This window comes from uncultured Azonexus sp. (assembly GCF_937982035.1).
Classification (GTDB): Bacteria; Pseudomonadota; Gammaproteobacteria; order Burkholderiales; family Rhodocyclaceae; genus Azonexus.
In genome coordinates this window covers 1-23462 of record NZ_CALJNI010000006.1, presented here as the reverse complement: position 1 = coordinate 23462, position 23462 = coordinate 1, and the positions used below count along the sequence as shown (strand labels likewise).

The window sequence follows — 23462 nt, the reverse complement described above, 5'->3', positions numbered from 1 at the left end:
GAAAAGCTATTTGGTCAGGATCAGCTTGTTTTCGCGGGTGACGCGCAACAGATAACGCTGGCCTGCGTGTTCGATTTCGACAGTGTTGGCACCTTGCAGAATCTGCCCGCTATCCACGCGTGGCAGGGAGGTGTTGCTTGCTGGCGGGGTGCTGGAATCCGGGGCGGGTTTCGGCGGGGTGTTCATGTGTTTTGTATGTAACTTGAATGTCTCCAATTGTAACTAAACGAGAACGATTGTCAATAATATTCGCATTGGTGTTCGTTAGGCGGTGGTGGCCTGGCTGATCACTCGGCCAAAGCTGGAAATGCCGCTGCTACGGACGAACAGGCAGGGCTTGCCGGTGCGTCGGCATTGTTCCTTGACCCGCCAGTAGGCGTTGTGGCTGATGCAGCCTGCCTGACAGATCACCAGATCGGCAGCGGACAGCACGCTGTCGATGCGGTGCAGGCTCTCTTCGAGGCCGCCGTCGTGGTGCATGAAACGCCCGCCGGATTGCTCGACGACCTGCCGGTAGGCGTCGATGGCGCCGGTGCGGCCGCCAACGCACAACACACACTTGCCGGAGAGCTTGTCCGGCGTGCTGGTGGCGGCGAGATTCAATGCCTCATCGTCTTCGCTGAGCAACTGGTTGATCGTTTCCTCGGCATGACGCAGCCGCTGACGCAGGTGCCAGACCTCGGTTTCGCGCGCCTCGGCCTCGGCGGTCAGGGCGGTGCATCGGGCTTCGGCATCGCTGGCCCGGCGCAGCAGGCTCTGCCGGTCCTTGAGGTCGGGCAGGCTGCCGCGCAGCTGATCGAGTTGTCCGGCCTGGTTGGCGATCAGTGCTTCACGCCCGGCCAGTTCGGCGCGCAGGTCGATGACGCGCTGGCCCATTGCCTGGGTCTCGATCGATTTTTCCTGGCGCAGCGATTCGTTTTCCTGGCGGGCTTTTTCCAGTTGCTGCTTGAGTTGCCGGTTTTCGGCCTGCAGCGACTTCAAGGTCTTCAGATCGGCCCGGGTGCCGGTGCCGACCTGATGCTGGATCATGTGGATGTCGCCATAGACCTCGTGCTCCAGCGTCGAGTCGCAGGCCGGGTGAGTCCAGGTGGCCCACAGGGCGGCCGGAATTTCGCTGCCGATGGCGGTGGCTTCGCGCCACAGCTTGCGCAGCGCGTCGCTGTCCTTGGCGCCGGCAAAGCGACGAATGGTGGCGTGATAGCGCTTTTCCAGTTGCTTGTGCAGCACTTCGGCGAGTTTGCTGCGGATCTCGCAATTGCCAACGGCCGTGGTGTGCAGGACGAAATCGGTGGTATCCGCGGGGAAATGCATCACCTTTTTCATCAGGCTGCGCAATTCGGCGACATCGAAACAGGTGCCGATCACCGGGCAGTGAAACTTGTGGGCGATTTCCCAGAGCTTGCGGCGTCGGGAGCTGGTCGGGGCGTCTTGCGGCAACTGCGGTGCAGCGTTGATCATTGACTCGAACAAGGCCAGCGGGCGGCGGCTCGGTGTAAAGCTGCCGCCGGCGACATGATGGGGAAAATCAGGCATGCGCGAATTCCTTGGCAAGTAGCGGGTTCAGGCGTGATGGCTGGCGCGCTGGCACAAGCGGAAGGCGAGGTCGTCGCGCTCGCGGGCCAGGCGCTCGCACTCGCGGTGCGCGGCGCAGATGGTCTTGTCCATGTGCCAGACGCGCTGGGCGGCGACGATCAATTGTTCGTTGGCTTCCCGCAGTTCCATCAGTTGTTGGCCCAGTTCGATGATGGCCTGGCCGGATTCGAGCTGGGCGATGCGCGCGCGCAGATTGCTGGATTGTGCTTCCAGCAAGGCGATGCGATTGGCTTGTTCGATGCTGCGGGCAGCATTGAGCGTGATCATCCGCTTCTGGCTGCTGCGGGCTTTCTGCAAGGCGCGGCGCAGGGCGGCGTTTTCTCTTTCCAGGGCACTCTGCGGCTCGCCAGGTTCCTTTTCGAGGATGGCGCGGTTTTCAAGCGGGGCAAGCATGGTGTAACTCCTGGCGCTGACCCAGGCGTTGGCTGGCGCGTTCGCACAATTCACGGGTTTCATGATCGATGTCCTGGTCGCACAGGTGCTCAAGCAGTCGTGCCGCGTGCAGCGCGGATTGACGACACCCAGTCTCTTCGTGGATCAGGACCAGGCTGAGGGTGGCGGCCCAGATGTCGCTTTTCGGCATGGCTTTCTCCTCAGAAACCGGCGCCGGCCAGCATCAGCCAGAGCAGGGTGGCGGCGATACCGGTATGGATCAACAGACTGTTCATGTGGCACCTCGCATGAGTGAGAATGGTTCTTAATATACGTGAATGGCAAATTAAGTCAAACAAGAATTATTTCGTTTTGTGACAATGTTATTTCCGGGTGGAGGGCGCCGGCGTGTGATCGGCGCCCTCCGGAGGAGCAGGCGGGGTCAGCGACCTGCTCCGGCTTGCTCGGTGGGGCTTACTTGGTCAGGATCAGCTTGCCTTGGCGGGTGATGCGCAGGCGGTACTCGCTGCCACTGTGGCGGATGCAGATTTCGTTGCATTCGCCAAACAGGGCTTTGCTGGCGATGCACTGGATCGCGCAGCTTGCGGTCCGGGCGGCGGCTTGTTCGGGCTTGAGACGCAAGGTCGGGCGCGGACCGTTGGCATGCAGGAACGGAATGCGCAGAGTCTGTTTGCTCGGTTCCATGATGGGCTCCTCGAGGGATTACATCCGGGTGGCGTAGTACTCGACCACACGCTGCAGGTCGAGTGGGAAGGGCGCCGCGTCGCCATCGGGCAGGTGGGTCAGGCGGGCGCAGGTCGTCGCGTCATCGAAGGCGATCCATTGCGGACGCTCCAGCGCCGGCTCTTCGAGCGTGGCGCGCACCAGATCGATCTTGCGTCCGGCCTCGGTCGGGCCGAAGGCGTCGCCGATGCGCAGGCGGATCGAGGGAATGGTCACGCGCTTGCCGTTGAGCTGGAAATGACCGTGGCTGACCAGTTGGCGGGCGGCCGGAATGGTCGGCGCGAAACCTGCGCGGAAGACCATGTTGTCGAGGCGGCGTTCGAGCAGTTCGACCAGCTTGTTGCCGGTGGCGCCGCGATCCTTCTTGGCATCGGCGACGGCGCGGCGTAGCTGGCGTTCGCTCAGACCGTAGTTGTAGCGCAGCTTCTGTTTTTCCATCAGTTGCAGGCCGAATTCGGACTTGCGCGAGGTGACTTTGCGGGCGCCGTGCTGGCCGGGCGGCTGGTTGCGTTCCTGCATCGACTTGCGCGACAGCCCCGGCAGATCGACGCCGAGGGCGCGCAGGACTTTGAGGCGGGGGCCGGTATAACGGGACATGATTACTCTCTCTCGTACTGTGATTGATGTCAGTGGGTCTGGCAGCCGGGGTGGGCCAGCGGGTAGCAATCGACCGGAACCGAAGCGGGGTGGCAGTGCACCGCCTCCCAGCCACCGAGGACTTCCTGCAGCGTGCTCTTCAGGTAGGGATTGAGTTCGGCGCTGTCAGCCACGCTGCGCAGATGAGTGCGCAAGGCTTCGGTCTTGTGGAAGGTGGCGCCGCGCAGGGCTGACGAGGACAACAGGTGGATGACGGCAGCCAGCCTGAGTTCGAGGGGCATGTCGGCGTGTTCCATGAGGGGCGCTCCAGTCGGTTCGGGGAAACTGGCTGGCTGGCCGGAAACGCGGCTTGCTGGCTAATGAATGAGAATTATTGTTAATAATTCATTTGGCGTCAAGCGTCTTTTTCGCAGGCTGTGCTAACATCCACTCGTTGGTGCTCGCGCTTGCCTCGGCCGGCGCGGTTAAACGGGAAGCTGGGAGATTGGCCGTCAGGCAGCTCCAACCAGCGCTGCCCCCGCAACGGTAAGTGGATGGACGTCCGCGTCCAGTTTTCACCCTGCAGCCACTGGCGATGCAACGCATCCCGGGAAGGCGGTGAAGGCAAGATCCACCAGCCCGGATACCGGCCAACAGGGTGGTCCGCGCATGCGCCGGGCCGTAATGCCTGATGTCGACGGGGAGGTCGGCAGGGCGTCATTTTGGAACTTCTTCCCATGTCAAAAATCCCCACGCGTGTGGCGGCGTGCGCCGTGTTCACGGCGGCTGCCTGTTTTTCCCCGCTTTCCCTGGCCCACGGCAACCACACCCACGGTCACGGCAATGTCCAGGTCAGTATTGATGGTGCGGCGCTGACGGTGCGCCTCGATGTGCCGCTCGAAGCCTATCTTGGCTACGACTACCCGCCCCGCAACGAAAAACAGCAGCAGGTCTGGCAGGCCTTCGTCGAACGTGTTGCCGACCCGTTGCGCTTCGTCGAGCCGCCGGCAGAAGCCCAGTGCAAGCTGAGTGGCAGTCGCACCGAACCGGCGCTGGGCGAGGTCGTCGATCCCAAGGTCGATATTGCCAACCTGGTGCACGAAATCCGCTTCGAGTGCGCGCAGCCCGAAGCGCTCAAGTCGCTGAGCTTCAGCGCCTTCCGTGACCACCCGGGGCTCAAGCAGTTGCGGGTCCGCCTGGAGCGGGCCGGCGCGAAAAAGACCCAGACCATCCGTCCGCGTTTCCCGGCGCTGGTGTTCTGATGCTGGAGGCCGGCTTTACCCAACTCACCCAGTTGCTGCTGACGCCGATTCTCTGGCTGCTGGCGGCGGCGCTGGTCTACGCCTTGTGGATGAGCGGCGCCGTGCTGGTCGAGGCCTGGCAACGGCGTTCGCCGGCCTTCCGCAGTCTGCCCGACGCACCGGAACTGGCGTTCGACGAGATCGAGTTGATCGTCCTGCGCCGGCTTGAGCCGCTGCGCCTGCTCAGCCGGGTGACGCCGATGCTCGGTCTGATCGCCACCATGATCCCGCTCGGCCCGGCGCTGCATGGGGTTGCCAGCGGCAACGGCAGTGCTGCGCTGGCGGTGTTCAGCGACGCCTTTGCCGGCGTCGTGCTGGCGCTGACGGCGGCGGCCATCGGCCTGGTCCTGTATTCCCTACGCCGTCGCTGGCTGCTCGGCGAACTGCTGGCCATCCGCAAGCGCCGGGAGGGCCTGGCGTGAGCCTCAAGCATTTCAACATCCTGGAAGAGGATGACGACGACCCGATGCTCTCGTCGATCAACCTGGTCGATGTCTTTCTCGTTCTGGTCGTCGCCCTGCTGGCGGCGGTCAACCTGTCGTCGGCTGGCGATCCGGGGGCGCCGGTGGAACTGGCGATTCCGGAAAACGGCCAGGAAATCCGCTACCAGGGCACCGGCGACAGCGGCGAAGGAGAGGGCGTGCGGGCCGGCGTTGCCTACCGCTTGCGCGACGGCAGCATCATCTACGTTCCGGAAGACGGCCCGGCCACCAAGCCATGATGCGCTGGCTGGGATGGCTGCTGCTCGCCTGCCTGGCGGGTGCTGCGCAGGCGCGCGAACTGTTGTGGGTGACCGCCGACATCACGCCCAAGGCCCGCACCGCCCTGGTCGAACGCCTGGCGCAGGCGAATGGCTGGCGTTTCCGGCATTTCGATACGCCGCTGACCCTGCCGGAGAGCGAACGCCCGGCGCAGCGCCGGCGCCTGCTGGCGGCGGCCACCAGTGCCGACATGCTGTGGGTCGATGCGCCGCATGCGATGCCGCAGGCACTGCTGGCCGACATGCTGCCGGCTGGCGCGGTCAAAGTGCCGGTGATCTGGATCGGCCCCGAGTCGGTTGCGGCGTCTGATCGGCTGGCTGATTACCTGCGCCACGGTGGCGAAGGCAATGTCCGGGCCGCGCTGACCCTGGCCGCCCGCCGTCTCGCCGGCATGAGCGAGGCGCAAGCTGTAGCTGATCTGCCGACGCCGCGCCCCTGGCCGCGCCAGGGGCTCTACCATCCGGACGCTCCGGACTTCCTGGCCGACGTCGACGCCCTGAAGGCCTGGCGCCGCGATCCACGACCGGCAGTGGCGGTGCTCGTCCATCGCCATCATTTCGTCAATGGCGAAACGGCCTGGCTCGACGCCTGGCTGCGCCGCTTTGATGCCTACGGGCTGGCAGCCTATGCGGTCTTCGGTCAGCAACTCGATGCCGGCGGCCTGCGCCAGTTGCTGGTGGCGCGTGCGGACCGCCGCGACAGCGGCCCGGAAACGGCGCACCCGGCGGTACTGGTGCTGCACCAGCTGGTGTCGAAAGGCGCCGAGCTGCAGACCCTGCTGGCGCGCTGGCAAGTGCCGCTGCTGTCGGCCTTGCCCTATCGCCATGGCGACACCGCCGCCTGGCAGAACGATGCGACCGGCCTGCGTCTGGCCGACACGCCCTTTTACCTGTTCCAGCCGGAAGCGGCGGGCGCCATTGATCCGCTGATCGTCGCCGCCCATCCCGACGATAAGCGGCCGGTCGAACTGATCGAGCGCCAGGCCGATGCACTGATCGCCCGCGCCGCGCGGCAGGTTGCGCTGCAGCGCAAGCCGCCGGCGGAAAAGAAGCTGGCGCTGATGGTGTACAACTATCCGGCCGGCGGCAGCAATTTCGGCGCCTCCTTCCTCAACGTGCCGCGCAGCCTGGAAAACGTCACTGCCGCGCTGGTGCATGCCGGCTACCGCACGCAATCCTTGCCCGAAGCAGCCTGGGTGGCGAACCTGCAACCCTTGCTGAGTGCCTATTATCCCGACGCCGACCTGCGCGCCCTGCTTGCCGCTGACCAGGCCGAGGCCCTGCCGCTGCGCGCCTACCGTGCCTGGTGGAACAGCCTGCCGGCCAACACGCGCCAGCGCATCGCCGGCCACTGGGGCGAGCCGGAGAAAAGCCGTTATCTGGTCGACTGGCAGGGCGAGAAGGTTTTCGTCATTCCCCGCTTGCGGCTCGGTAACGTCTCGGTGCTGCCGCAGCCGCCGCGCGAGGAAACCCTGCATCGCGGCCAGAATCCGTTTTCGCACAAGAGTGGCACGCCGCTGTCGCACCATTATCTGGCGGTCTACCTGTGGGCACGCCAGGGCGATGCCCTGGTCCACTTCGGCACCCACGGCACCCAGGAATGGGCCGGTGGCAAGCCGCGCGGGCTCGACGTCCTCGACGACGCGCTGCTGCCGCTGGGCGACTTGCCGGTGATCTATCCCTACATCGTCGACAACCTCGGCGAGGCGCTGACCGCCAAGCGGCGCGGGCGTGCCGTGCTGCTCAGTCACCGCACGCCGGTGCTGGCGACCAGTGGCCTGGGCCCCGGCATGGCGCAACTGCACGAACTGATGCACGAGTGGGCGATTGCCGACGAAGGGCCGACCAAAATTGCGGTCGGCCAGCGCTTGACCGCGCTGATCGCCGAAAACCGCCTGCACCATGATCTCGGCTGGCCAATCGAACGGGTGCAGCGCGAACTCGATGCCTTCCTCGATGCCCTGCATCCCTGGCTCGACCAGCTTGCCCACGGCAGCCAGCCGCGCGGGCTGGCAGTGTTTGGTGGCGTGCCCGACCCGGCCTTGCGCCGCCTGCAGATATTGCAGGCGCTTCAGCGTCCCTTGCTCGATGCGCTGGGCGAGGACGTCGACGAAACCTTCCTGATGGATTACCGGCACATCGAGAGCTCGCGGCCGATGCGCTGGCTCGAGATTGCATTGAACGACGCCGAGGCCGCCAGTCGCCTCGATCTGCGCCGTGCCGGCGACGATACCGCCGTGCCCAACCGGGCCGGCGAACGGGCCATCGACCCCGAGGCCTTACGCGAACTCGCCGGTCGGGCGCAGGCGCTCGACCGTTTGCTCAGCGTCGAGAACGAGATGCCGGCCCTGCTCGACGCGCTGGCCGGGCGTTTCATCCCGGCCGCTTACGGCGGCGATCCGATCCGCAATCCGGACAGCCTGCCGACCGGGCGCAACCTGATCGGCCTCGACCCCAGCCGCCTGCCGACCCGTCAGGCCTACACCGTGGCGCAACTGCTTTTCGATCAGTGGCTGGCCGGCTGGCTGGACCGCCACGCCGGTGTCCATCCGCAACGTCTGGCCCTGTCGCTGTGGGCCGGCGAAACCCTGCGCCACCAGGGAGTGATGGAGGCGCAGGCGCTGGTCGCCCTGGGCGTAAGGCCTGTTTGGGACGACGCTGGTCGGCCGCGCGGCGTCGAAGTGATCCCCGCCGACGAACTCGGCCGACCGCGCGTCGATGTCCTGCTCAGTGTGACCGGTTCCTACCGCGACCAGTTTCCGGCCTTGATGGCGCTGGTCGATGCGGCGGTCGCTGCCGTCGCCACGGCCGAACCTGGCGGCAGTGTCGCCCGCCACAGTCGGGCGGTGGCCGATGAACTACGCCAGCGCGGCACGCCGCGTGCGCTTGCCGACCGCCTCGGCCAGGCGCGGGTATTCGGCAACGCCGTCGGCGACTACGGCACCGGCATCGCCGAAGCGGTGCTCGACGATCGACTGCAGGAAAAGGATGCACGCCTCGGTCAGATGTTTCTGCAACGCATGAGTCAGCCCTATGTCGACGGCCAGCCGGTCGCTGGGTTGGCGGCCGGCGTGGCCGCGCAGGCGCTCGCTGCGCAACTGCGGCGTACCGACGCGGCGCTGCTGTCGCGAACCTCCAATCTGTTCGGGATGATGACCTCGGACGACCCCTTCCAGTACCTCGGCGGCCTGGCCGCTGCAGCCCGTGCGGCCGGTCGCGACAAGCCGCTGGAACTGCACGTCAGCCAGTTGCAGCAGGCCGACGAACCCTTTGCGCAGACGGCCGGGCAGAGCATTGCCCTGGAAATGCAGGCGCGTTATCTGCACCCCGGCTGGGTCGAGGCCCTGCAGAAGGAAGGCTACGCCGGCACCTTGCAGGTCCTCAAGGCCGCCCAGTTCGCCTGGGGCTGGGCCAGCGTCGTGGACGGCGCGGTCCGCGACGATCACTGGCAAGGGATGCACGACGTTTTCGTGCGTGACAAGCACGGGCTCGGCGTTCGGGAATGGCTGCGCAGCCATCCCCAGGCCTACGCGCAAACCCTGGAACGCCTGATTCAGGCCGTCCGCCACCAACACTGGAAAGCGGATGCCGCCACCCGTCAGGAACTGGCGACGCTGTACCGCGAACTCACCGCCGAAGCCCCGCTGAGCAAGCCGTCGCAGGCGGTCGAAGCGTGGGTGAGGACCGCACTTCCTGAAAACCCGGTCACCGCCTTGCGCGGCGTCAGCCGCCTGCCGGCGGGCGTGACGCCTGTTGCAGTCAGCGAACTGACTGCCGCAACGGCGACGGCCGAGGTCGCCGACGGCTACCAACCCGTCCGCGGTGAGCGCCTGGTGGCACGGCCCGTACCGGATGTGCCGTCGCCGTCATGGTTGTTGGCGTTGTTACTTGTGCCGCTGATTGGTGGTGCCGTGGTTCAGCGTGCCAGATTCAATCGACAGGCTCGCCAGTGACGGCACTGGCTGCAGCTTCGCTACCTTCGGGAACATAGACCATCGAGCCGTCCTTCATCTTGTAGGCAACGCCGGCCTTCTCGCCGTCGCCGCCGCCGATTTCGCCGCTGGCCTTGTATTTCTCGATCTTCTCGCCCTTCTTGACCAGCACTTCCATGGTCGGTTTGCCGGCGTCGGTGATCACCGTCACGTCCTGCTTGGTGAACGGATTGATCAGCGGGTTCTGGGCGACGGTGATGAGCAGCGCGGCGATGATGACCAGGAAGATGTCGATCAGGTTGACCACCGACAGGATCGGGTCTTCGGTTTCCGGTTCGTGCAACAGCTTGAGGCTCATGCGTGGGCTCCGCGCAGCGCCTGGATTTCCAGGATTTCTTCGGCCAGCCAGCGGCGGCGGACGTTGACCACCCAATAGGTGATCGAGGCGGCGATCAGGGCCAGGATGACGGCGGCGAAGGCAATCGTCAGGTTGTGCGAAACCTCGGCCAGGTTGCCGTCGGACAGCGATTTGAGCGCCGGTCCCATGGGGATCATGGTGGCAACGAGGCCGAGCATGGGCGTGACCCGGCTGGCGATGCGCGGGTTCTCCAGCGCCTTGTGCGCGAGCAGGTCGAGCTGGTCGTCGGAAAGCGTCGGCTGGCTGCGGAAGTGGTTGAGAAGAAAGCGGCCATTCCCGCTACGGCGCCGCCAGGCGAGCACGGCGAATTCACCGAGTACCCAGAAGGCGTAGAGGAAGAGGGCGGTGATCAGGGCCAGCGTCGGCAGCAGGAAGAGCTGCGAGATCTGGTACATGGTCAGTTCGACGAGTTGGGACATGGATACTCCTTGGGGTTGTGTTGAGGTTGTCTGGTTACCACTTGCCTTCGAGCGACAGCAGCAGCGTGCGCTGGCCGCGTTCGCTGCTCTCCAGCCGCCAGTCGTTCGCGCCGGCGCTGTAGCCGGCGAGGCGGCGGGTGTCGGCGCGCAGCAGGTTCTGGGCGTCGAGGCGCAGGTTCAGTTGCGGCGTCAGGCGGCGGTTCAGGTAGAGGTCGAGCAGGGTTTTCGGCCGCTGTTTGGCGTCGCTTTCACCGGGAATGTCGGTGCGTGTTTCGCCATGCCGCGTCAGATGGAAGCCGGCGCTCATCTGCCAGGCGGGCAGGGCCTGGTCGACGCCGAGTGTGAACTGGTAGCGCGGCAGGTCGCGGGCATCGCGGGTCAGACCGAGGCGTTCGTCTTCCACGCGGGCTTTCGGCAGGCTCAGGTGGCTGCGGACGGCAGCACCTTTCCAGCCCAGTGCGTCGGTCTTCAGCTTGGCGTCGAGCTCCAGGCCCCAGTGACGGGCCTTGCCCTCGTTGTACGGACGCTCGACCCAGCGTGTGCCTTCGCGCTGGATGCGGCGCTCGATGAAATCCCGGGTCTGTCGCAGGTAGAAGTTGGCGCCGACGATGCCGAGGTCGCCGGGCAGGCGTTTCTCCAGCGAGGCTTCCCAGTTGATGTTGCGCTCGGCTTTGAGCGCGCCATTGCCGGCCCGGTCGGCTTCGAGCGGGCTGTTGGTGCCGGTGGCGCGCACGGTCAGGCCGGAAATCTCGTCGAGCTTGGGCGCTTTGATACCGGCGCCGATCGATGAGCGAAAGATCAGGTCAGAGACAATTTCGTAGCGTCCGGCCAGTGACGGCGCGATCTGGCTGGCACTTTGCGAGTGCCCGTCGGCCTTGAGCGCGAAGTGTTCGCCGCGTAGACCGCCGGTCAGGGTCAGCTTGTCGCTGAGTGGTGCTTCATGCTGCAGCCAGGCTGTCCATTGCCGGGCGCTCGCTTCATGGTCGCTGCGCAGGGCGCCGACGCCGCTGATGCGTTGCCGCTCCTCGCGTCGGTGCCAGCTCTGTTCGAGGCCGGTGGATAGCAGTCCTTTGCCGACGCCCCGGTCGAGGCGGACGGCCGAGGAGAACTCGTTCTCGTCGCGACGGATCGATTCGTCGGCCTGTGTGATGACGCCGGCGGCGCTGCGCCACAGGCGCTGGGTGTCGGCCCGGCGCTGGCCGTCCATGATTGCGGCGCGGCCGGACAGCTTGCCGTCGGCCAGTTTGCGTTCGCCCTCGGCACGCAGGCGGAGCAGGGTCATCTCGCTATCCTCGCGGTCGCGCCTTCCGCCGTCGTCGGCCAGGCCGGTGCCGGCGACCGGGTCGGCGTAGGCCTGGCGGTCGACGTGGGTGCTGCGCTCGCCGCGGTTGTGATAAACGCTGGGCCACAGGGTCAGGCTGCCGTTGTCGGCGCGCCAGGTCAGGCGCGGCGAGAGGACGAATTCATTGAGCGTGTAGGCGCCACGCTCCTGTTCGATCTCCCAGTTCGTGCGCGTGCCGGCGGTGGCGGCCTGGCGGATGCTTTTACGTTCGGTCGGCAGGCCGTGGTGGTTGATCGAGATCGGCATGACCCAGGAGAACGCCTTGTCGCCACCGCCCAGGCTGGCGCTGAACTGGCCGTTGGCCTCGTCGCCGCGCATGCCGCCGGTCAGGCGCAGCGAGGTCGAGGCCTGATTCGGGCGCGCCTTCTTCATGATCAGGTTGACGGTGATCGCGGAGGCACCGCCGTGCTCGGCCGAGGCACCGCGCAGGATCTCGATGCGCTCCAGTTCGCCGGCAGACATCCGGCCAACCGTGGTCAGCGCGTAACGGGCGTTGGCGCTCGGGCGCTCGCCGTCGACCAGGAACTGCACTGCGTCGCGGCCCATGCCGCGGGCGTTGGCCGACGGGCCGCCGTCGTTGCCCTGGCCACCGGCATCGATACCGGGCAGCTTGCGGATGACTTCATTGACGGTCAGGCCGCCGAGGGCTTCGATTTCGCTGCGGCTGATGATGGTTTTCTGGGTCACCGCCGCCTGCTGTTCGTCGAGCGCGTCCTGTGTTGCGGTGACGGTGACTTCCGGCAGGCTGCGGGTTTCCTCGGCGCTGGCCGGTAGCGCGGCCAGAGCCAGGGCGATCAGGCTGAGGCGGGTTTTCATGGTGCCCTCCGCCAGGCCGAGAGGCCGCCGCCGAGACTGGTCAGAAGCAACAGGCCGGCGCCGAACAGGGCGAGCGGCGGTGCTGGCGGTTCCTTGATCTCGACCTTCTTCAGCAGCATGCCCTGAATCGGCGGCGGGGCCACCGGTTCGGGCGGCGGCATCAGATCGGCGGCGCTTTGCGGGCGGGTCGGGCTGGGCGCGGCGGGCAGCATGGCGGCCAGGCCGAAACCGGGGGCGACGAATTTCTCGAAGGCGGCGTTATCGCTCTTGACGTCGAAGCGGCGGGCCAGGTCGTTGTAGCGCTCCTTGAGTTCCGCAACCGTTTTCGCGTCAGCCTGCCAGTAGCCGTGGCGGGCCATCTCCAGCATCTTCTCCATGGTCTGCGCCAGCGCGTGCGGGTTGTTCTTCTCGAACCAGTCCTTGAGGCCGAGCTGGTGCTTGTCGCGGACATAGACGTCGACGAATTCCTGCCACTGGTCGTCGCGGACGATTTCGCGGGCGACCGTGGTCCAGCCGGTAAAGTTGTTCATCGAGTCGAGCACTTGCAGGGTGCCGGAATAGCCTTCGGCCATCAGCCCCTTGATGTAGCCGGGGTGAAAATTGCGGGTGGCGAGTTCCTTGGCCAGGAATTTATCGGCGCCTTCGATCTTGCCAGCCCCGCTGCCGCGCAGGTTGGAGATGTACAGCTCCGGCGCCTTGCCGTCGAGATAACGGACAGCGCTGCCGATACCGCCGAGGTACTGGAAGGGGTCGTCGGTGGTCAGCATGCCGTAGAGGTTGGAGGTGCGCGACAGTACGGCGCCCTCGGTGCCCTTGAGGTGCTCGGCGTAGAGGTTGATGTCTTCGCCGCCGGTGGTGCCCTTGCTGCCCCAGGTCGATTCGTCGCTGCCGAAGGCGTAGTGCATGTTGCGCAGGTAGAGTTGGGCCAGCTTGCGGTCGCCTTCGGCCTTGCTTTTCCAGGTGTCGGTGGCCAGCGCCGCGTCGTCGAGCCCGGTGCCGTAGCGGCCGGAGGCGTTGGAGAAAATGCGTGTTTCCGCCGCTCGTTGTGCGGCCGCTTCCGGCACGCCACGCTGCCTGAGGCTGGCAGCGATGCGCTGGCTGTTGGCGTACACCGGGTTGTCGGCTTCGTTGGCTCGGGCGGCGAGTTCGGCTGCCTTGGCCAGTTGTTTCATCACATTCGGGAAGTGGTCGCGGTAGAGTCCGGTGGCCGACAGCACGATGTCGACGCGGGCGCGGCCGAGCTGTTCGCGCGGGATCAGCTTGACGTCGATGACCCGGCCGCCGGCATCCCATACCGGCTCGACGCCCATTGCCGCCAGCGCCTGCGCTTCGAGCAGGCCCAGGTGGCGCATGGTTTCGACCGACCACAGCGTGAATGTCAGCTTCTTCGGGGCTTGCCCGGTTTTGGCGCGATGCGCGCTAATCAGCGCTTCGGCGGCCTCCTTGCCGGCGGCCCAGGCCTGTTGGGTCGGTACCCGGGACGGGTCGAAGCCGTAGAGATTGCGCCCGGTCGGCAGTGCGTCCGGGTTCTTCATCGGGTCGCCGCCGTAGGAGGTCGGGCGATATTGCCCGGCCAGCGCCGACAGCAGACCGTCCATTTCGGCTGCGGCGCCGAGGTCGGCGTACCACTTGCGGCCCTGTTCGAGCTGGGCTTTCAATTTGGCGTCGGCGACCACCGGCCGGCCGTCGAGGAAATCGCGCAGCAGGCGGAAGGGCGGTGTTTCGGCCATTTTCTCGTAATCGCCGACGAAGGCTTCGTCGAGGTCTTCGTCGGGCACGCCGGCTGCCTTGGCAGCAGCTTCCCAGTAAGGTTTGCCAAGCATCAGCAGCACCGTGCCCAGGCGGAATTTCTCCGCCGGTGCCGTGCCCAGCGTGTGCAGGCCGAGCGGCTGCGCGGTCTGGGCCAGTTCGTGCAGGTGGTCGTGCAGTTCGTTGACGAAGCTGCGGAAGTCGGCGGCAACCCGCTTGTCGTCCCAGCCCATGTCTTTGTCCATGCGTTCTTTTTTGACCTTTTTCATCAGGTCAGCGGCGATTTTTTCCTTCACCGAACCTTCGTCCTGCTGCTGCCAGGCGTGCAGCAGGTCGTGGATTTCGTTGAGCGAGGCGTGCAGCCCGGCTGGCGCGAACGGCGGTGTCTGGTGGGTGACGTTGACAGCGCGGCCACGGCGCTTGGTCTGCAGGGCCTCGCCGATGTTGTCGACGATGTAGGGGTAGATCACGGGCACATCGCCGATGGCGGCCATCGGATAATCGCTCATCGACAGCCCGCGTTCCTTGCCCGGCAACCATTCCTGCGAGCCGTGCGTGCCGTAGTGCACGATGGCGTCGGCCTTGAAAGCTTTGCGCACCCATAGGTAATGCGCCATGTAATAGTGAGATGGTGCCGCCACTGACGAGTGGTAGAGTGCCTTTTCCTTGTCTTCCCAGCGTTCGCCGCGCGGCGCCTGGGGGCTGAGCAGGAGCTTGCCGATCCGGTAGCGCGGCATCACGAAGTAGGCCTCGCCACGGTCGTACACCACCATCGACGATTTTTCCGGCTTGCCCCAGCGCGCTTCCATGTCGGCGCGAGCTTGCGCCGGCTGGCGTTCGAACCAGGCGCGGTAAGCCTTGACCGGCAGGCGTTCGGCCAGCCCGTCGCGGAGCAGGGCATCCAGCTGGCCGTCGCGGTAGAAGGGACTGAGCAGTCGCTGCAGGGTGTTGATCAACTGGATTTCTTCGTTCTCCTGGACGTCGTAGCCGGCGCCTTTCATGACCTTGAGCATGGCTTCGAGGCTGCGCGGGACGTTGAGGTAGGAGGCGGAGAAGTTCTTTTCGCCGGGCGGGTAGTTCCAGAACAGCACGGCGACCTTTTTCTCGGCGTTGGGCAGGCGCTGCAGGCGGGTCAGCTTGATCGCCTTGGCCGCCAGCGCGGCGCTTTGTTCGGGGATCACCATGATTTCGCCATCGGCCTTGCGGGTCGTGAAGGCAACCACGGCGTCAAACATCCCGGCGTATTCGGCCTGGGCCAGGTAGAAGGGGACGTCCATCAGCGGAATGCCCTGCGGGTCGGCGCGCCATTCGGCCTCCTCGCCTTTACGGTAGGAAAGGGCTTGGATCACGGGAATGCCCAGTGCCTCGAATTCCTTGCGCTTGCCCTCGGGATTGAGCGTGATGTGGCTGTTGATCAGCACGTCGGCAACCGGCTTGCCGTTCAGGCGCAGCATGTCATCGTGCGCTTCCATGACCGGGCCGTAGTAGGCCAGCGGCAGTGCGCCGGCGGCTTCGATGCGGCGGATCATGTCGTCGATGAAGCCGGTCTGGCGGGCGCCGATGTGAATCTGAAAGAAGTTGATGGCCACCGTCGCCGGCCGTCTGGCCGGATCGACGCCCTTCCAGCGGAAGTAGTCGGCCGGCGTGGTGAAGATCTGCCCGGGGGCGTCCGGATGGTAAATGGCCGATTTGGGAAAAACGAAGGGCGGGGCGACGTTCTTGACCGTGGTGCTGCGCAGATGGGCGGCGAGGGTGGCGAGGAAGCCATCAAAATTGGCCATGCCGCCGTTGGTGTAGTAGGCATGCAGTTTCTCGGCCAGGGCCTTGCTCAGGCCGCTGGCTTGCGGGCCGTTGTCCTGCATCCAGATGTGCGGGGTTTTCAGTTGCGCCAGCGGTTTTTCCAGCCGGCGCTTGATCGCTTCCTGCATGTGGGCACGCGCGGCGTCGAAGATCACGAAATCGTGGCCGGCGAAGATGTCGCCTTGGCGCTCGGTGGGAATCCGTTCGGCAAAGTGCGCCTCGATCTTCAGGCCATGCTTGTCAGCCAACTCGGCGATGGCCTTGAACTTGCCCGGCGGTACCGGGGAAGTGGCGATGAACAGGATGGATTGGGCGAAGGCGGCGCCTGAGAATAGCAGCAGGGCGGCGAGCAGGATTTTGCGGAGCTGGGTCATGTCTGGCCTGGCGATGAAACGTTGGGCCGGCGCCCGGATGGGCGCCGGCGGGCAGGGTTAGAAATCGGCCTGCAGCGAGAGGCGGAAGCTGCGACCCGGTTGCGAGTAGAAGTCGGCGCCGAGCGGGTTTCTGGCGTCGGCCTGACGGATGTCGCTCCACAACCAGTATTTCTTGTCAAACAGGTTGTTGACCGTGGCCACGATGCGCGTGTCCTTGGTCGGCCGGTACCAGACCGAGATATCGGTCACGCCGTAACCGGCAGGCTGGAACCAGGTGCCACCGGTCTCATCCGTGCGCTTCTTGCGTTGGGCGGCACGCAGGCGGGTTTCGGCACCCCAGTTGCCCGTGTCGTAGCTGATGCCGGACGACAGGCGCATTGGCTCGATGCTGTTCAGCGGCTGCCCGGTTTGCTCGTTGGTGCCGTGTGCGTAGGCCAGGCCGGCATCGACTCGCCAGCCCGGGGCGAAGTCCCAGCTACCCTTGAATTCCGCACCGTAAATCCGGACCTTGTTCAGGTTGACCGAGCTATAGGTGGTGATGCCGGGAATGCACAGCGGATCGCCCGGGCAACTCAGGCGGACGTTCTCGATGAAGTCCTTGTAGCGGTTGTCGTAGACGGTGAATTGGCCGCGCATCCCTTCATGCCGGAAGCGGGCGCCGATTTCGACGCCAACGCTGGTTTCCGGTTTCAGATCGGGGTTGGGGCTTGAACCGTACATCTGGGTTGTATTGCGGAAAGCGCCGTTCAATTCGCTGTAGTTCGGTGCGCGGAAGCCGGAAGCGATCTGCCCGAACAGAGTCACCTGCTCGGTGATTGCCCAGCGTGCGCCGAGTTTGGGCGAAACCGCCTCGTTCGACTGCTTGACGGCTTGCCGGCCAATGGCGGTCAAGGCGTGCTGGGCGAGTTCGTCGACCTCAGGGGTGATCTCGGTGCGGTCATAGCGCAGGCCGGGGACAAGCGTCCAGCGGCTGTTGGCCAGCGAAATCTCGTCCTGGATGAAGAGGCCGATCGTATCGGTGCGTCCGTCAGCGAAGTCGCGCAACGGGTAGGTTTCTCCGGCCAGCGTCTTGGTGACCGTGCCGGCGGTCAGGTTGCGGATGGTCGCGTCGCGCTTGGTCGAGACCTCCTGGCGGCTCAGGTCGAGGCCGTAGGTCAGCAGATGATCGTGTCCGCCGAGACTGAAGGCCGATTCGAACTGGGCCCCCAGGCCCATACTGGTCTGGGAGAAATGAAAATCCTGCTCGATGGCGCAGTTGTTGACGCCGGCGGTGACTCCGGAGCAGCCGGCCGTGGTGTTGCTGCGAATCTGCCGGTTGTTGTTGTGGGTGTTCGATTCCTGATGATGTGCGCGCAGGATCATGCGGTCGTAAAAAAGGTTGCTCGGGCGATGTTCGTATTCGATGCTGGTGCGCAGCCGATCGGAGCTGTCGTCGCCTAGCATCTGGCTGACGCGCGAGAGCGACGAAGGAATCCTCAGGATGTCGGTCTTGCTGTCCTGCTCACGGCTTTCCAGGGTCGCCGTGAGCTTGTGCCCGGCGAGGGGGCGCCAGATCAGTTTGGCGATGCCGCCCTGGTCACTGGTTTTGGTCGGGTTTGCCTTGCTGCGAGCCGGGCCGGTGATGTCGAGCTTGCCGAAATTTTCCGTTTCCTCGCCTTTACCCTGGCTGATCCCGAGCAGCAGTTCGGCGGTTTCTCCTCTGAGAGCGCCGAGGATGGTGCCATTCAGGGTATCGCTGGCGCTTGACCAGGTGCCGCGAAGACGCAGGCCGGCTTTCTTGTCGCCCGGTGCGATATCGCTGGGGTCCAGGGTGACGAAGCCGACCACACCGCCCAGCGCATCCGAACCATAGAGACTGGAGGCTGGGCCGCGAACGACTTCGGCCTGGCGCAGGAAGTCGGGCATGACCCCGGGCGTGGCGCTCATCGTGAAGTTGGTGGCGCCGCCGCCGTTGTAGAAATCGGGCTGGCGATAGCCGTCAACCAGTTGAATGACGCGATTGTCCTCAATGCCGCGGATGTTGACGCGGGTTGCCCCGAAACGGCGGAGATCGCGCGCCATGGCGACATCGGGTTCGTCGCGGAAGAGGTCTGCGTCATCGGCCGGCAGACGACGATCCATCTGCTCCCGGCTGACTTTGCTTACCGTGACGGTAGCCTCATCAACGCTGGCCTCGCGCCGGTTGGCGGAGACGATGGTTTCGTCGAGAGCGGTTTCGGCAAAGGCAGTCGTTGCCGAAAAGGCGCACAGAAGTGCACAAGGAATGGCGCGTAAGCCGGGCCACTGGATGCGGTGCATGGAAACCTCCAAACATGATTGATTACACGTCTGGCTGGCTACCGGGCGATGCGCCCGAAATGGGCTGGCTGGGTGGCTGGCTGCTACAAATAAGAATCGTTATTGTTTCATGAATTCGCGAAGCAGTAAAGAAAAAGGCCAGGGTTTTGTCCTGGCCTGATCGGTTGTTGGTGAGGATCAGCGATCCGCGAACGGTTTCTTCTTGAACTTCCGCTCGCCGTCGAACTTGCGTTCGCCGCCGAAGCTGCCGCTCGGACGGCCTTCGTCCTGGCGCAGGTTGATCGGCACGCCGCGGATGCGGGTGCGTTTCAGGGCGTTGGCGGCTTCGGCGGGCATGCCGGCCGGCAGTTCGACCGTGCTGGACTCATCGTAGAGACCGATGCGGCCGATGAAGCGGCTTTCGATGCCGGCTTCGTTGGCGATGGCGCCGACGATGTCGCGGACTTCGACGCCGTGGTCACGGCCCACGTCGATGCGATAGCGCACCATGTCGCCGGCCGGTGCCGGACGTGCCGGGCGGTCTTCGCGGCGCGGGCGTTCCGGACGGTCCTCGAAACGCGGGCGTTCGCTGCGTTCGCCACGCTCCTCGAAGCGCGGCTTGCGCTCGCGGTCGCCAAAAGTGGCCGGACGACGTTCGTTACGGTCGTTGCGCTCTTCGCGGAACGGGCGCGGCTGCGGATCTTCGCCGGCGACCTCGAGCGGCTTGCCTTCCTGGGCCATCTTGGCCAGGGCGGCGGCGACTTCCTCGGCGCTGACATCCTTTTCCTCGCACAGTTGCGAGACGATGTTGGCGAAGAAATCGAGGCCTTCGGCATCGAGGACTTCGGCGACCTTGGCCTTGAAGTCGGCGACGCGCTTGTTGGTCACGTCGGCACGGCTGGGCAGGGTCAGCGGCGCGATCGGCTGGCGGGTGGCGCGCTCGATGGTGCGCAGCATGCGGATTTCGCGCGGCGCGACGAAGAGGATGGCGTTGCCGGTGCGGCCGGCGCGGCCGGTGCGGCCGATGCGGTGCACATAGGCTTCGGTGTCGTAGGGGATGTCGTAATTGACGACGTGGCTGATGCGCGGCACGTCGATGCCGCGGGCGGCGACGTCGGTGGCGATGACGATGTCAAGGGCGCCAGACTTCAACTGCTCGATGACGCGTTCACGCATCTGCTGGTTGAGGTCGCCGTTCAGCGCGGCGGCGGCGTAGCCGCGGGCATTGAGCTTGTCGGCGAGTTCGACGGTGGCGGTCTTGGTGCGCACGAAGATGATGGCGGCGTCGAAGTCTTCTTCAACTTCGAGGATGCGGGTCAGCGCGTCGAGCTTGTGCAGGCCGGAAACCTGCCAGTACACCTGGCGGATCGCGGCGACCGTGGTGGTGGCCGACTTGATCTTGATTTCCTTGGGATCGACCAGGTACTTCTGGGCGACGCGGCGAATCTGTTCCGGCATGGTGGCCGAGAACAGCGCAGTCTGGTGCTGCTCGGGCGTGTGTTCGAGAATCCACTCGACGTCGTCGATGAAGCCCATGCGCAGCATTTCGTCGGCTTCGTCGAGGACCAGCGTCTTCAGGTGGTCGAGATTGAGCGTCTTGCGCTCGAGGTGGTCCATGACCCGGCCCGGCGTACCGACGATGACGTGGGCGCCGCGCGACAGCTGCTTGAGCTGGATGGTGTAGCTCTGGCCACCGTAGATCGGCAGCACATGGAAACCGGGCAGGTTCTTGGCGTAGCTCTGCAGCGCTTCGGCAACCTGGATCGCCAGTTCGCGCGTCGGCGTCAGGATCAGTGCCTGCGGCTTGGCGACCTTGATGTCGATGGTTTCCATCAGCGGCAGCGCGAAGGCGGCGGTCTTGCCGGTGCCGGTCTGCGCCATGCCGATCATGTCGCGGCCGTCGAGCAGGATGGGGATGCACTGGGCCTGGATGGGGGAGGGGGTTTCGTAACCGATTTCGCTCAGGGTCTTGAGCAGGGATTCGCTCAAGCCGAGTTCGGCAAAGCTGTCGACGGTAGACGTCATGATGCTGTTCCTTTCCTCGCTGCCGGTTCGCGACGGGCAGCGGTATTCGCCCGTATCGCGGGCGGCCTGGGTGACCCCGACGCAGCCATGCCGGGGAAGAAATCAATGGGGTGAATCCTGCACAAGAACTGAAAAACCGGGGGCTGCTCGGAGTTACTGCGGGCGATGCATCAACGCATTGAACTGATTATTCTACATTTTTTCGTTCGTTGACACCAGCCCGCGCGGCCGGAGACGGCATTCTGCTCGAGGTTTTACGGGGCAGGGTTGGTGTAGCGCAGATGAATTGCGTCGATCGCTTCGATCAACTCGGCATGCATCGGCGTCAGGGTGGCCGGCAGGGTTTCCTTGAGCTGGTTCAGCGAAGAGGCGCCAATGATCGTGCTGGCGACGAACCAGCGCGAGCGGACGAAACCCAGTGCCAGTTGAGTCGGCGTCAGGGCATGGCTGCGCGCCAGGTCGACGTAGGCCTGGACGGCGGCGCTGACGTTGGGCTTGGCGTAGCGTTGGCCGAAGAAGGGCCATTGCGTTAGGCGACCGGGGGCCGCCGGGTCGGCCAGGTATTTGCCGCTGAGATGACCGAAGGCCAGCGGCGAGTAGGCGAGGAGTCCGACTTCCTCGCGGTGGCAGGTCTCGGCCATGCCATATTCGTATACCCGGTTGAGCAGGTTGTAGCTGTTCTGGGTCGAGACGATGCGCGGCAGGCCAAGCTCGTCGGCCAGACGGGTGAACTGGCAGATGCCCCAGGGGTGTTCGTTCGATACTGCAACATGGCGGACCTTGCCCTCGCGGACCAGTTCGCCCAGGGTTTCCAGTTGTTCGCGGATGCTCGTGCATTCACGTTCCTTGGCAGGGTCGTACTGCCACTGGCCGAACATCGGCTGGTTACGCTCCGGCCAGTGCAGCTGATAGATATCGATGTAGTCGGTCTGCAGGCGCTGCAACGAACCTTCGATGGCGGCGCGGATGTTGGCGCGGTCCATGCTCAGCGGGCCGCCGCGTATCCATTCCAGGCTGCGTGCCGGGCCGGCCACCTTGGTGGCCAGGATGATCTTGTCGCGTGCTTGCCGCTTCAGCCAGCGGCCGACGATGGCTTCCGACGCGCCGGCCGTTTCGGCGCGGGTCGGTACGGCATACATTTCGGCCGTGTCGATGAAATTGATGCCGTGTTCCAGCGCGTAATCGAGTTGGCCGTGGGCATCGCCTTCATCGGTCTGCTCGCCGAAGGTCATCGTGCCGAGGCAGACTTCGGGAATGCTCAGTTCGCTGCGGCCCAGGCGCTTGTTTTTGAACAGGCTCATAATTGGTCTCCGGAAATGGGGGAAAGCTCAGGGTTGTTGGCAGAGGACGCCGTAGATCAGCACGTGGCGTTCGAGCACCGGATCAAAGCTGGCGGGAACGATGGCCAGCCGGTGCTCGTCAGCTCGCTGGCAATGCGCCCGGGTCCACGCGGCGGCGGCGGCGTGCGCCGATGCGAAATCCGGGAACAGGGCGTCCAGCGCGTTGGCGCGCACCGGCAGGAACTTGCCGCAATGCCGGTCGAGCAGGGTGTCGGTATCCAGCATCTGGACTGCATAACCCTGTGCCGGGCGGCGCAAGGGTAAAGCGTGCACATCGAAGGGGTCGCCAAAGGCGTCGTCGGGAAAATCCACGGTAAACAAGCAGTGTCAGGCGGGAATGTCGGGGATGAGCATTTGCTCGAGCAACAGGATGCGGTCCTTCAAGGCGAGCTTCCGCTTTTTCAGGCGGCGGATCAGCAATTCGTCCGGCGGCGGGTTCTCGATGAGGTGCAGGATGACCTGGTCGAGATCGCGATGTTCCACCTGCAGTTCATTCAACTGCATGCGGATGTCGCTGATTTCCGTCTCGGTCAACGGACGAAGGGCCATGGCATTGCTCCTGACAGCATTTATGGTTTTGCTTAGAATAACCGAACCAATATAAAGGAGGAGAACATGATGCATCACGTAATCGTTTCGTTCGGCAAAGACACCGAGTTCGAATACAAGCTCGCTGGCGGTGGCGCTGCTGACGAAGCGCGCCAATGGTTTGACCGTGAATTCGTCGCCCTGGAGTGCGATGTGGCGACCCCGACGGGCAAGGTCCTGGCCGTCGACCGGATTCTCAGTGTCGCCAAATATGCCGGCGAAACCCGCTTCCGCGACCAGCCGTCCTGGGCCGAACAATTTGCCCGCAACACCGCAGCAATTCTTGGTCGGGAACTCATCCGCGTCGATGTCGAGCAGTACAGCATCGGTTATTGATGAACAAGGCGTTTGTCCGGGAAAGCGACGGCGAGGATGACGAGGATCTGCAACCGGCCTTGCGCATCCCGCCCGGTTCCCGCAATTACATTACCCCGGCCGGGCATGCCCGGCTGAAGGACGAGCTCGAACACCTGGTCAAGCGCGAGCGTCCGCATATAGTCGAAATCGTCGCCTGGGCGGCGTCCAATGGCGACCGCTCGGAAAACGGTGACTATATATATGGCAAGCGTCGGCTGCGCGAAATCGACCGGCGCATCCGTTTCCTGAGCAAACGCCTGGATATTGCCGAAGTGGTCGATCCCCTGCGTCAGGGCGACAACGATCAAGTCTTCTTCGGGGCCACCGTAACCATCGGTGAAGCCGACGGTAGTGAAAACACCTATCAGATTGTCGGGGTCGATGAGGCTGATGCCTCATCCGGACGCATCAGCTGGATCTCGCCGCTGGCCCGTGCGCTGATCAAGTCCCGCGAGGGCGACAGCATCCGTTTCCAGAGCCCGGTCGGTGTGCGCGAAATCGACATCCTCGAAGTGCGCTACGAGGCAATTCCCTGAAATTTTCAAAAAGGGGTTGACGCCTTTTTTGGTGTGTGTAGAATGCGCACCTTCCTTGCGGTGCCGGGGTTTCCGGCGGTGTGAGGCAGGCAGTGAGGTGAAAGAAATTTTGCTGAGGTGCTTGACGGGAGTGAGGGAGTGTT

22 protein-coding genes and 1 riboswitch are annotated in these 23462 nt (G+C 64.7%); of the genes, 6 read left to right on the top strand and 16 right to left on the bottom strand.

Annotated features, from left to right (window positions below; all coding sequences use genetic code 11):
* Window positions 1-6: 6 nt before the first annotated feature.
* The 7 genes from Q0799_RS05525 to Q0799_RS05495 form a co-directional block, all read right to left on the bottom strand.
* A complete protein-coding gene (locus Q0799_RS05525; protein WP_298395440.1) occupies window positions 7-186 on the bottom strand; it encodes a hemin uptake protein HemP in 180 nt (59 codons plus the stop codon).
* 78 nt (window positions 187-264) lie between these two features.
* Window positions 265-1533: a DUF2325 domain-containing protein gene (locus Q0799_RS05520; protein WP_298395437.1), complete on the bottom strand. Its 1269-nt coding sequence runs from the start codon at window positions 1531-1533 to the stop codon at window positions 265-267.
* A gap of 27 nt (window positions 1534-1560) precedes the next feature.
* Window positions 1561-1986, bottom strand: coding sequence for a hypothetical protein (locus Q0799_RS05515; RefSeq protein WP_298395433.1), 426 nt, complete (start codon window positions 1984-1986; stop codon window positions 1561-1563).
* Window positions 1970-2176: a hypothetical protein gene (locus Q0799_RS05510; protein WP_028994744.1), complete on the bottom strand. Its 207-nt coding sequence runs from the start codon at window positions 2174-2176 to the stop codon at window positions 1970-1972. The genes Q0799_RS05515 and Q0799_RS05510 overlap by 17 nt, the downstream gene beginning before the upstream one ends.
* A gap of 263 nt (window positions 2177-2439) precedes the next feature.
* On the bottom strand, window positions 2440-2670 hold the full coding sequence (locus Q0799_RS05505; RefSeq protein ID WP_281984505.1) for a hemin uptake protein HemP: 231 nt from the start codon (window positions 2668-2670) through the stop codon (window positions 2440-2442).
* An 18-nt stretch (window positions 2671-2688) separates the two neighbouring features.
* Complete coding sequence (gene rpsD, locus Q0799_RS05500; protein ID WP_298395425.1) at window positions 2689-3306, bottom strand: 30S ribosomal protein S4; 618 nt, start codon at window positions 3304-3306, stop codon at window positions 2689-2691.
* Window positions 3307-3335: 29 nt separating this feature from the next.
* Window positions 3336-3602: a hypothetical protein gene (locus Q0799_RS05495; protein WP_298395422.1), complete on the bottom strand. Its 267-nt coding sequence runs from the start codon at window positions 3600-3602 to the stop codon at window positions 3336-3338.
* 121 nt (window positions 3603-3723) lie between these two features.
* Window positions 3724-3955: riboswitch (cobalamin riboswitch) on the top strand.
* A 67-nt stretch (window positions 3956-4022) separates the two neighbouring features.
* Here Q0799_RS05495 and Q0799_RS05490 point away from each other — a divergent pair.
* From Q0799_RS05490 to cobN (Q0799_RS05475), 4 genes are read left to right on the top strand one after another with little or no spacing between them, the layout of a single operon-like run.
* A complete protein-coding gene (locus Q0799_RS05490; protein WP_298395419.1) occupies window positions 4023-4547 on the top strand; it encodes a DUF2796 domain-containing protein in 525 nt (174 codons plus the stop codon).
* Complete coding sequence (locus Q0799_RS05485; RefSeq protein ID WP_245580519.1) at window positions 4547-5008, top strand: hypothetical protein; 462 nt, start codon at window positions 4547-4549, stop codon at window positions 5006-5008. The genes Q0799_RS05490 and Q0799_RS05485 overlap by 1 nt, the downstream gene beginning before the upstream one ends.
* Complete coding sequence (locus Q0799_RS05480; RefSeq protein WP_298395413.1) at window positions 5005-5307, top strand: DUF2149 domain-containing protein; 303 nt, start codon at window positions 5005-5007, stop codon at window positions 5305-5307. The genes Q0799_RS05485 and Q0799_RS05480 overlap by 4 nt, the downstream gene beginning before the upstream one ends.
* The gene (gene cobN, locus Q0799_RS05475) at window positions 5304-9299 is read left to right on the top strand and encodes a cobaltochelatase subunit CobN (RefSeq protein ID WP_298395410.1); all 3996 of its coding nucleotides are present in this window, start codon (window positions 5304-5306) and stop codon (window positions 9297-9299) included. The genes Q0799_RS05480 and cobN (Q0799_RS05475) overlap by 4 nt, the downstream gene beginning before the upstream one ends.
* Here cobN (Q0799_RS05475) and Q0799_RS05470 read toward each other — a convergent pair.
* The 9 genes from Q0799_RS05470 to Q0799_RS05430 form a co-directional block, all read right to left on the bottom strand.
* The gene (locus Q0799_RS05470) at window positions 9277-9636 is read right to left on the bottom strand and encodes a DUF2149 domain-containing protein (protein ID WP_298395407.1); all 360 of its coding nucleotides are present in this window, start codon (window positions 9634-9636) and stop codon (window positions 9277-9279) included. The two genes, cobN (Q0799_RS05475) and Q0799_RS05470, sit on opposite strands and share 23 nt — an antisense overlap.
* The gene (locus Q0799_RS05465; RefSeq protein WP_028994750.1) at window positions 9633-10115 is read right to left on the bottom strand and encodes a MotA/TolQ/ExbB proton channel family protein; all 483 of its coding nucleotides are present in this window, start codon (window positions 10113-10115) and stop codon (window positions 9633-9635) included. Before Q0799_RS05465 ends, Q0799_RS05470 begins: the two co-directional genes overlap by 4 nt.
* Window positions 10116-10149: 34 nt before the next feature.
* Window positions 10150-12273: a TonB-dependent receptor gene (locus tag Q0799_RS05460; RefSeq protein ID WP_298395404.1), complete on the bottom strand. Its 2124-nt coding sequence runs from the start codon at window positions 12271-12273 to the stop codon at window positions 10150-10152.
* Window positions 12270-16196: a cobaltochelatase subunit CobN gene (gene cobN, locus Q0799_RS05455; RefSeq protein WP_298395401.1), complete on the bottom strand. Its 3927-nt coding sequence runs from the start codon at window positions 16194-16196 to the stop codon at window positions 12270-12272. The genes Q0799_RS05460 and cobN (Q0799_RS05455) overlap by 4 nt, the downstream gene beginning before the upstream one ends.
* Before the next feature lie 57 nt (window positions 16197-16253).
* On the bottom strand, window positions 16254-18494 hold the full coding sequence (locus tag Q0799_RS05450) for a TonB-dependent hemoglobin/transferrin/lactoferrin family receptor (protein WP_298395399.1): 2241 nt from the start codon (window positions 18492-18494) through the stop codon (window positions 16254-16256).
* Window positions 18495-18671: 177 nt separating this feature from the next.
* Window positions 18672-20498 (bottom strand): DEAD/DEAH box helicase, encoded by a 1827-nt coding sequence (locus Q0799_RS05445; protein ID WP_298395396.1) that lies wholly within the window; start codon window positions 20496-20498, stop codon window positions 18672-18674.
* 254 nt (window positions 20499-20752) lie between these two features.
* The gene (locus tag Q0799_RS05440; protein ID WP_298395393.1) at window positions 20753-21799 is read right to left on the bottom strand and encodes an aldo/keto reductase; all 1047 of its coding nucleotides are present in this window, start codon (window positions 21797-21799) and stop codon (window positions 20753-20755) included.
* Between the two features lie 27 nt (window positions 21800-21826).
* Complete coding sequence (locus tag Q0799_RS05435; RefSeq protein WP_298395390.1) at window positions 21827-22150, bottom strand: hypothetical protein; 324 nt, start codon at window positions 22148-22150, stop codon at window positions 21827-21829.
* A 15-nt stretch (window positions 22151-22165) separates the two neighbouring features.
* Entirely contained in the window at window positions 22166-22387 is a 222-nt protein-coding gene (locus Q0799_RS05430) for a DUF465 domain-containing protein (protein WP_298395387.1), read from the bottom strand.
* Window positions 22388-22453: 66 nt separating this feature from the next.
* Here Q0799_RS05430 and Q0799_RS05425 point away from each other — a divergent pair, with 66 nt between their 5' ends.
* Window positions 22454-22762: a hypothetical protein gene (locus Q0799_RS05425; RefSeq protein WP_298395384.1), complete on the top strand. Its 309-nt coding sequence runs from the start codon at window positions 22454-22456 to the stop codon at window positions 22760-22762.
* Window positions 22762-23319, top strand: coding sequence for a transcription elongation factor GreB (greB, locus tag Q0799_RS05420; protein ID WP_298395381.1), 558 nt, complete (start codon window positions 22762-22764; stop codon window positions 23317-23319). Before Q0799_RS05425 ends, greB begins: the two co-directional genes overlap by 1 nt.
* The last annotated feature ends 143 nt before the right edge of the window (window positions 23320-23462 follow it).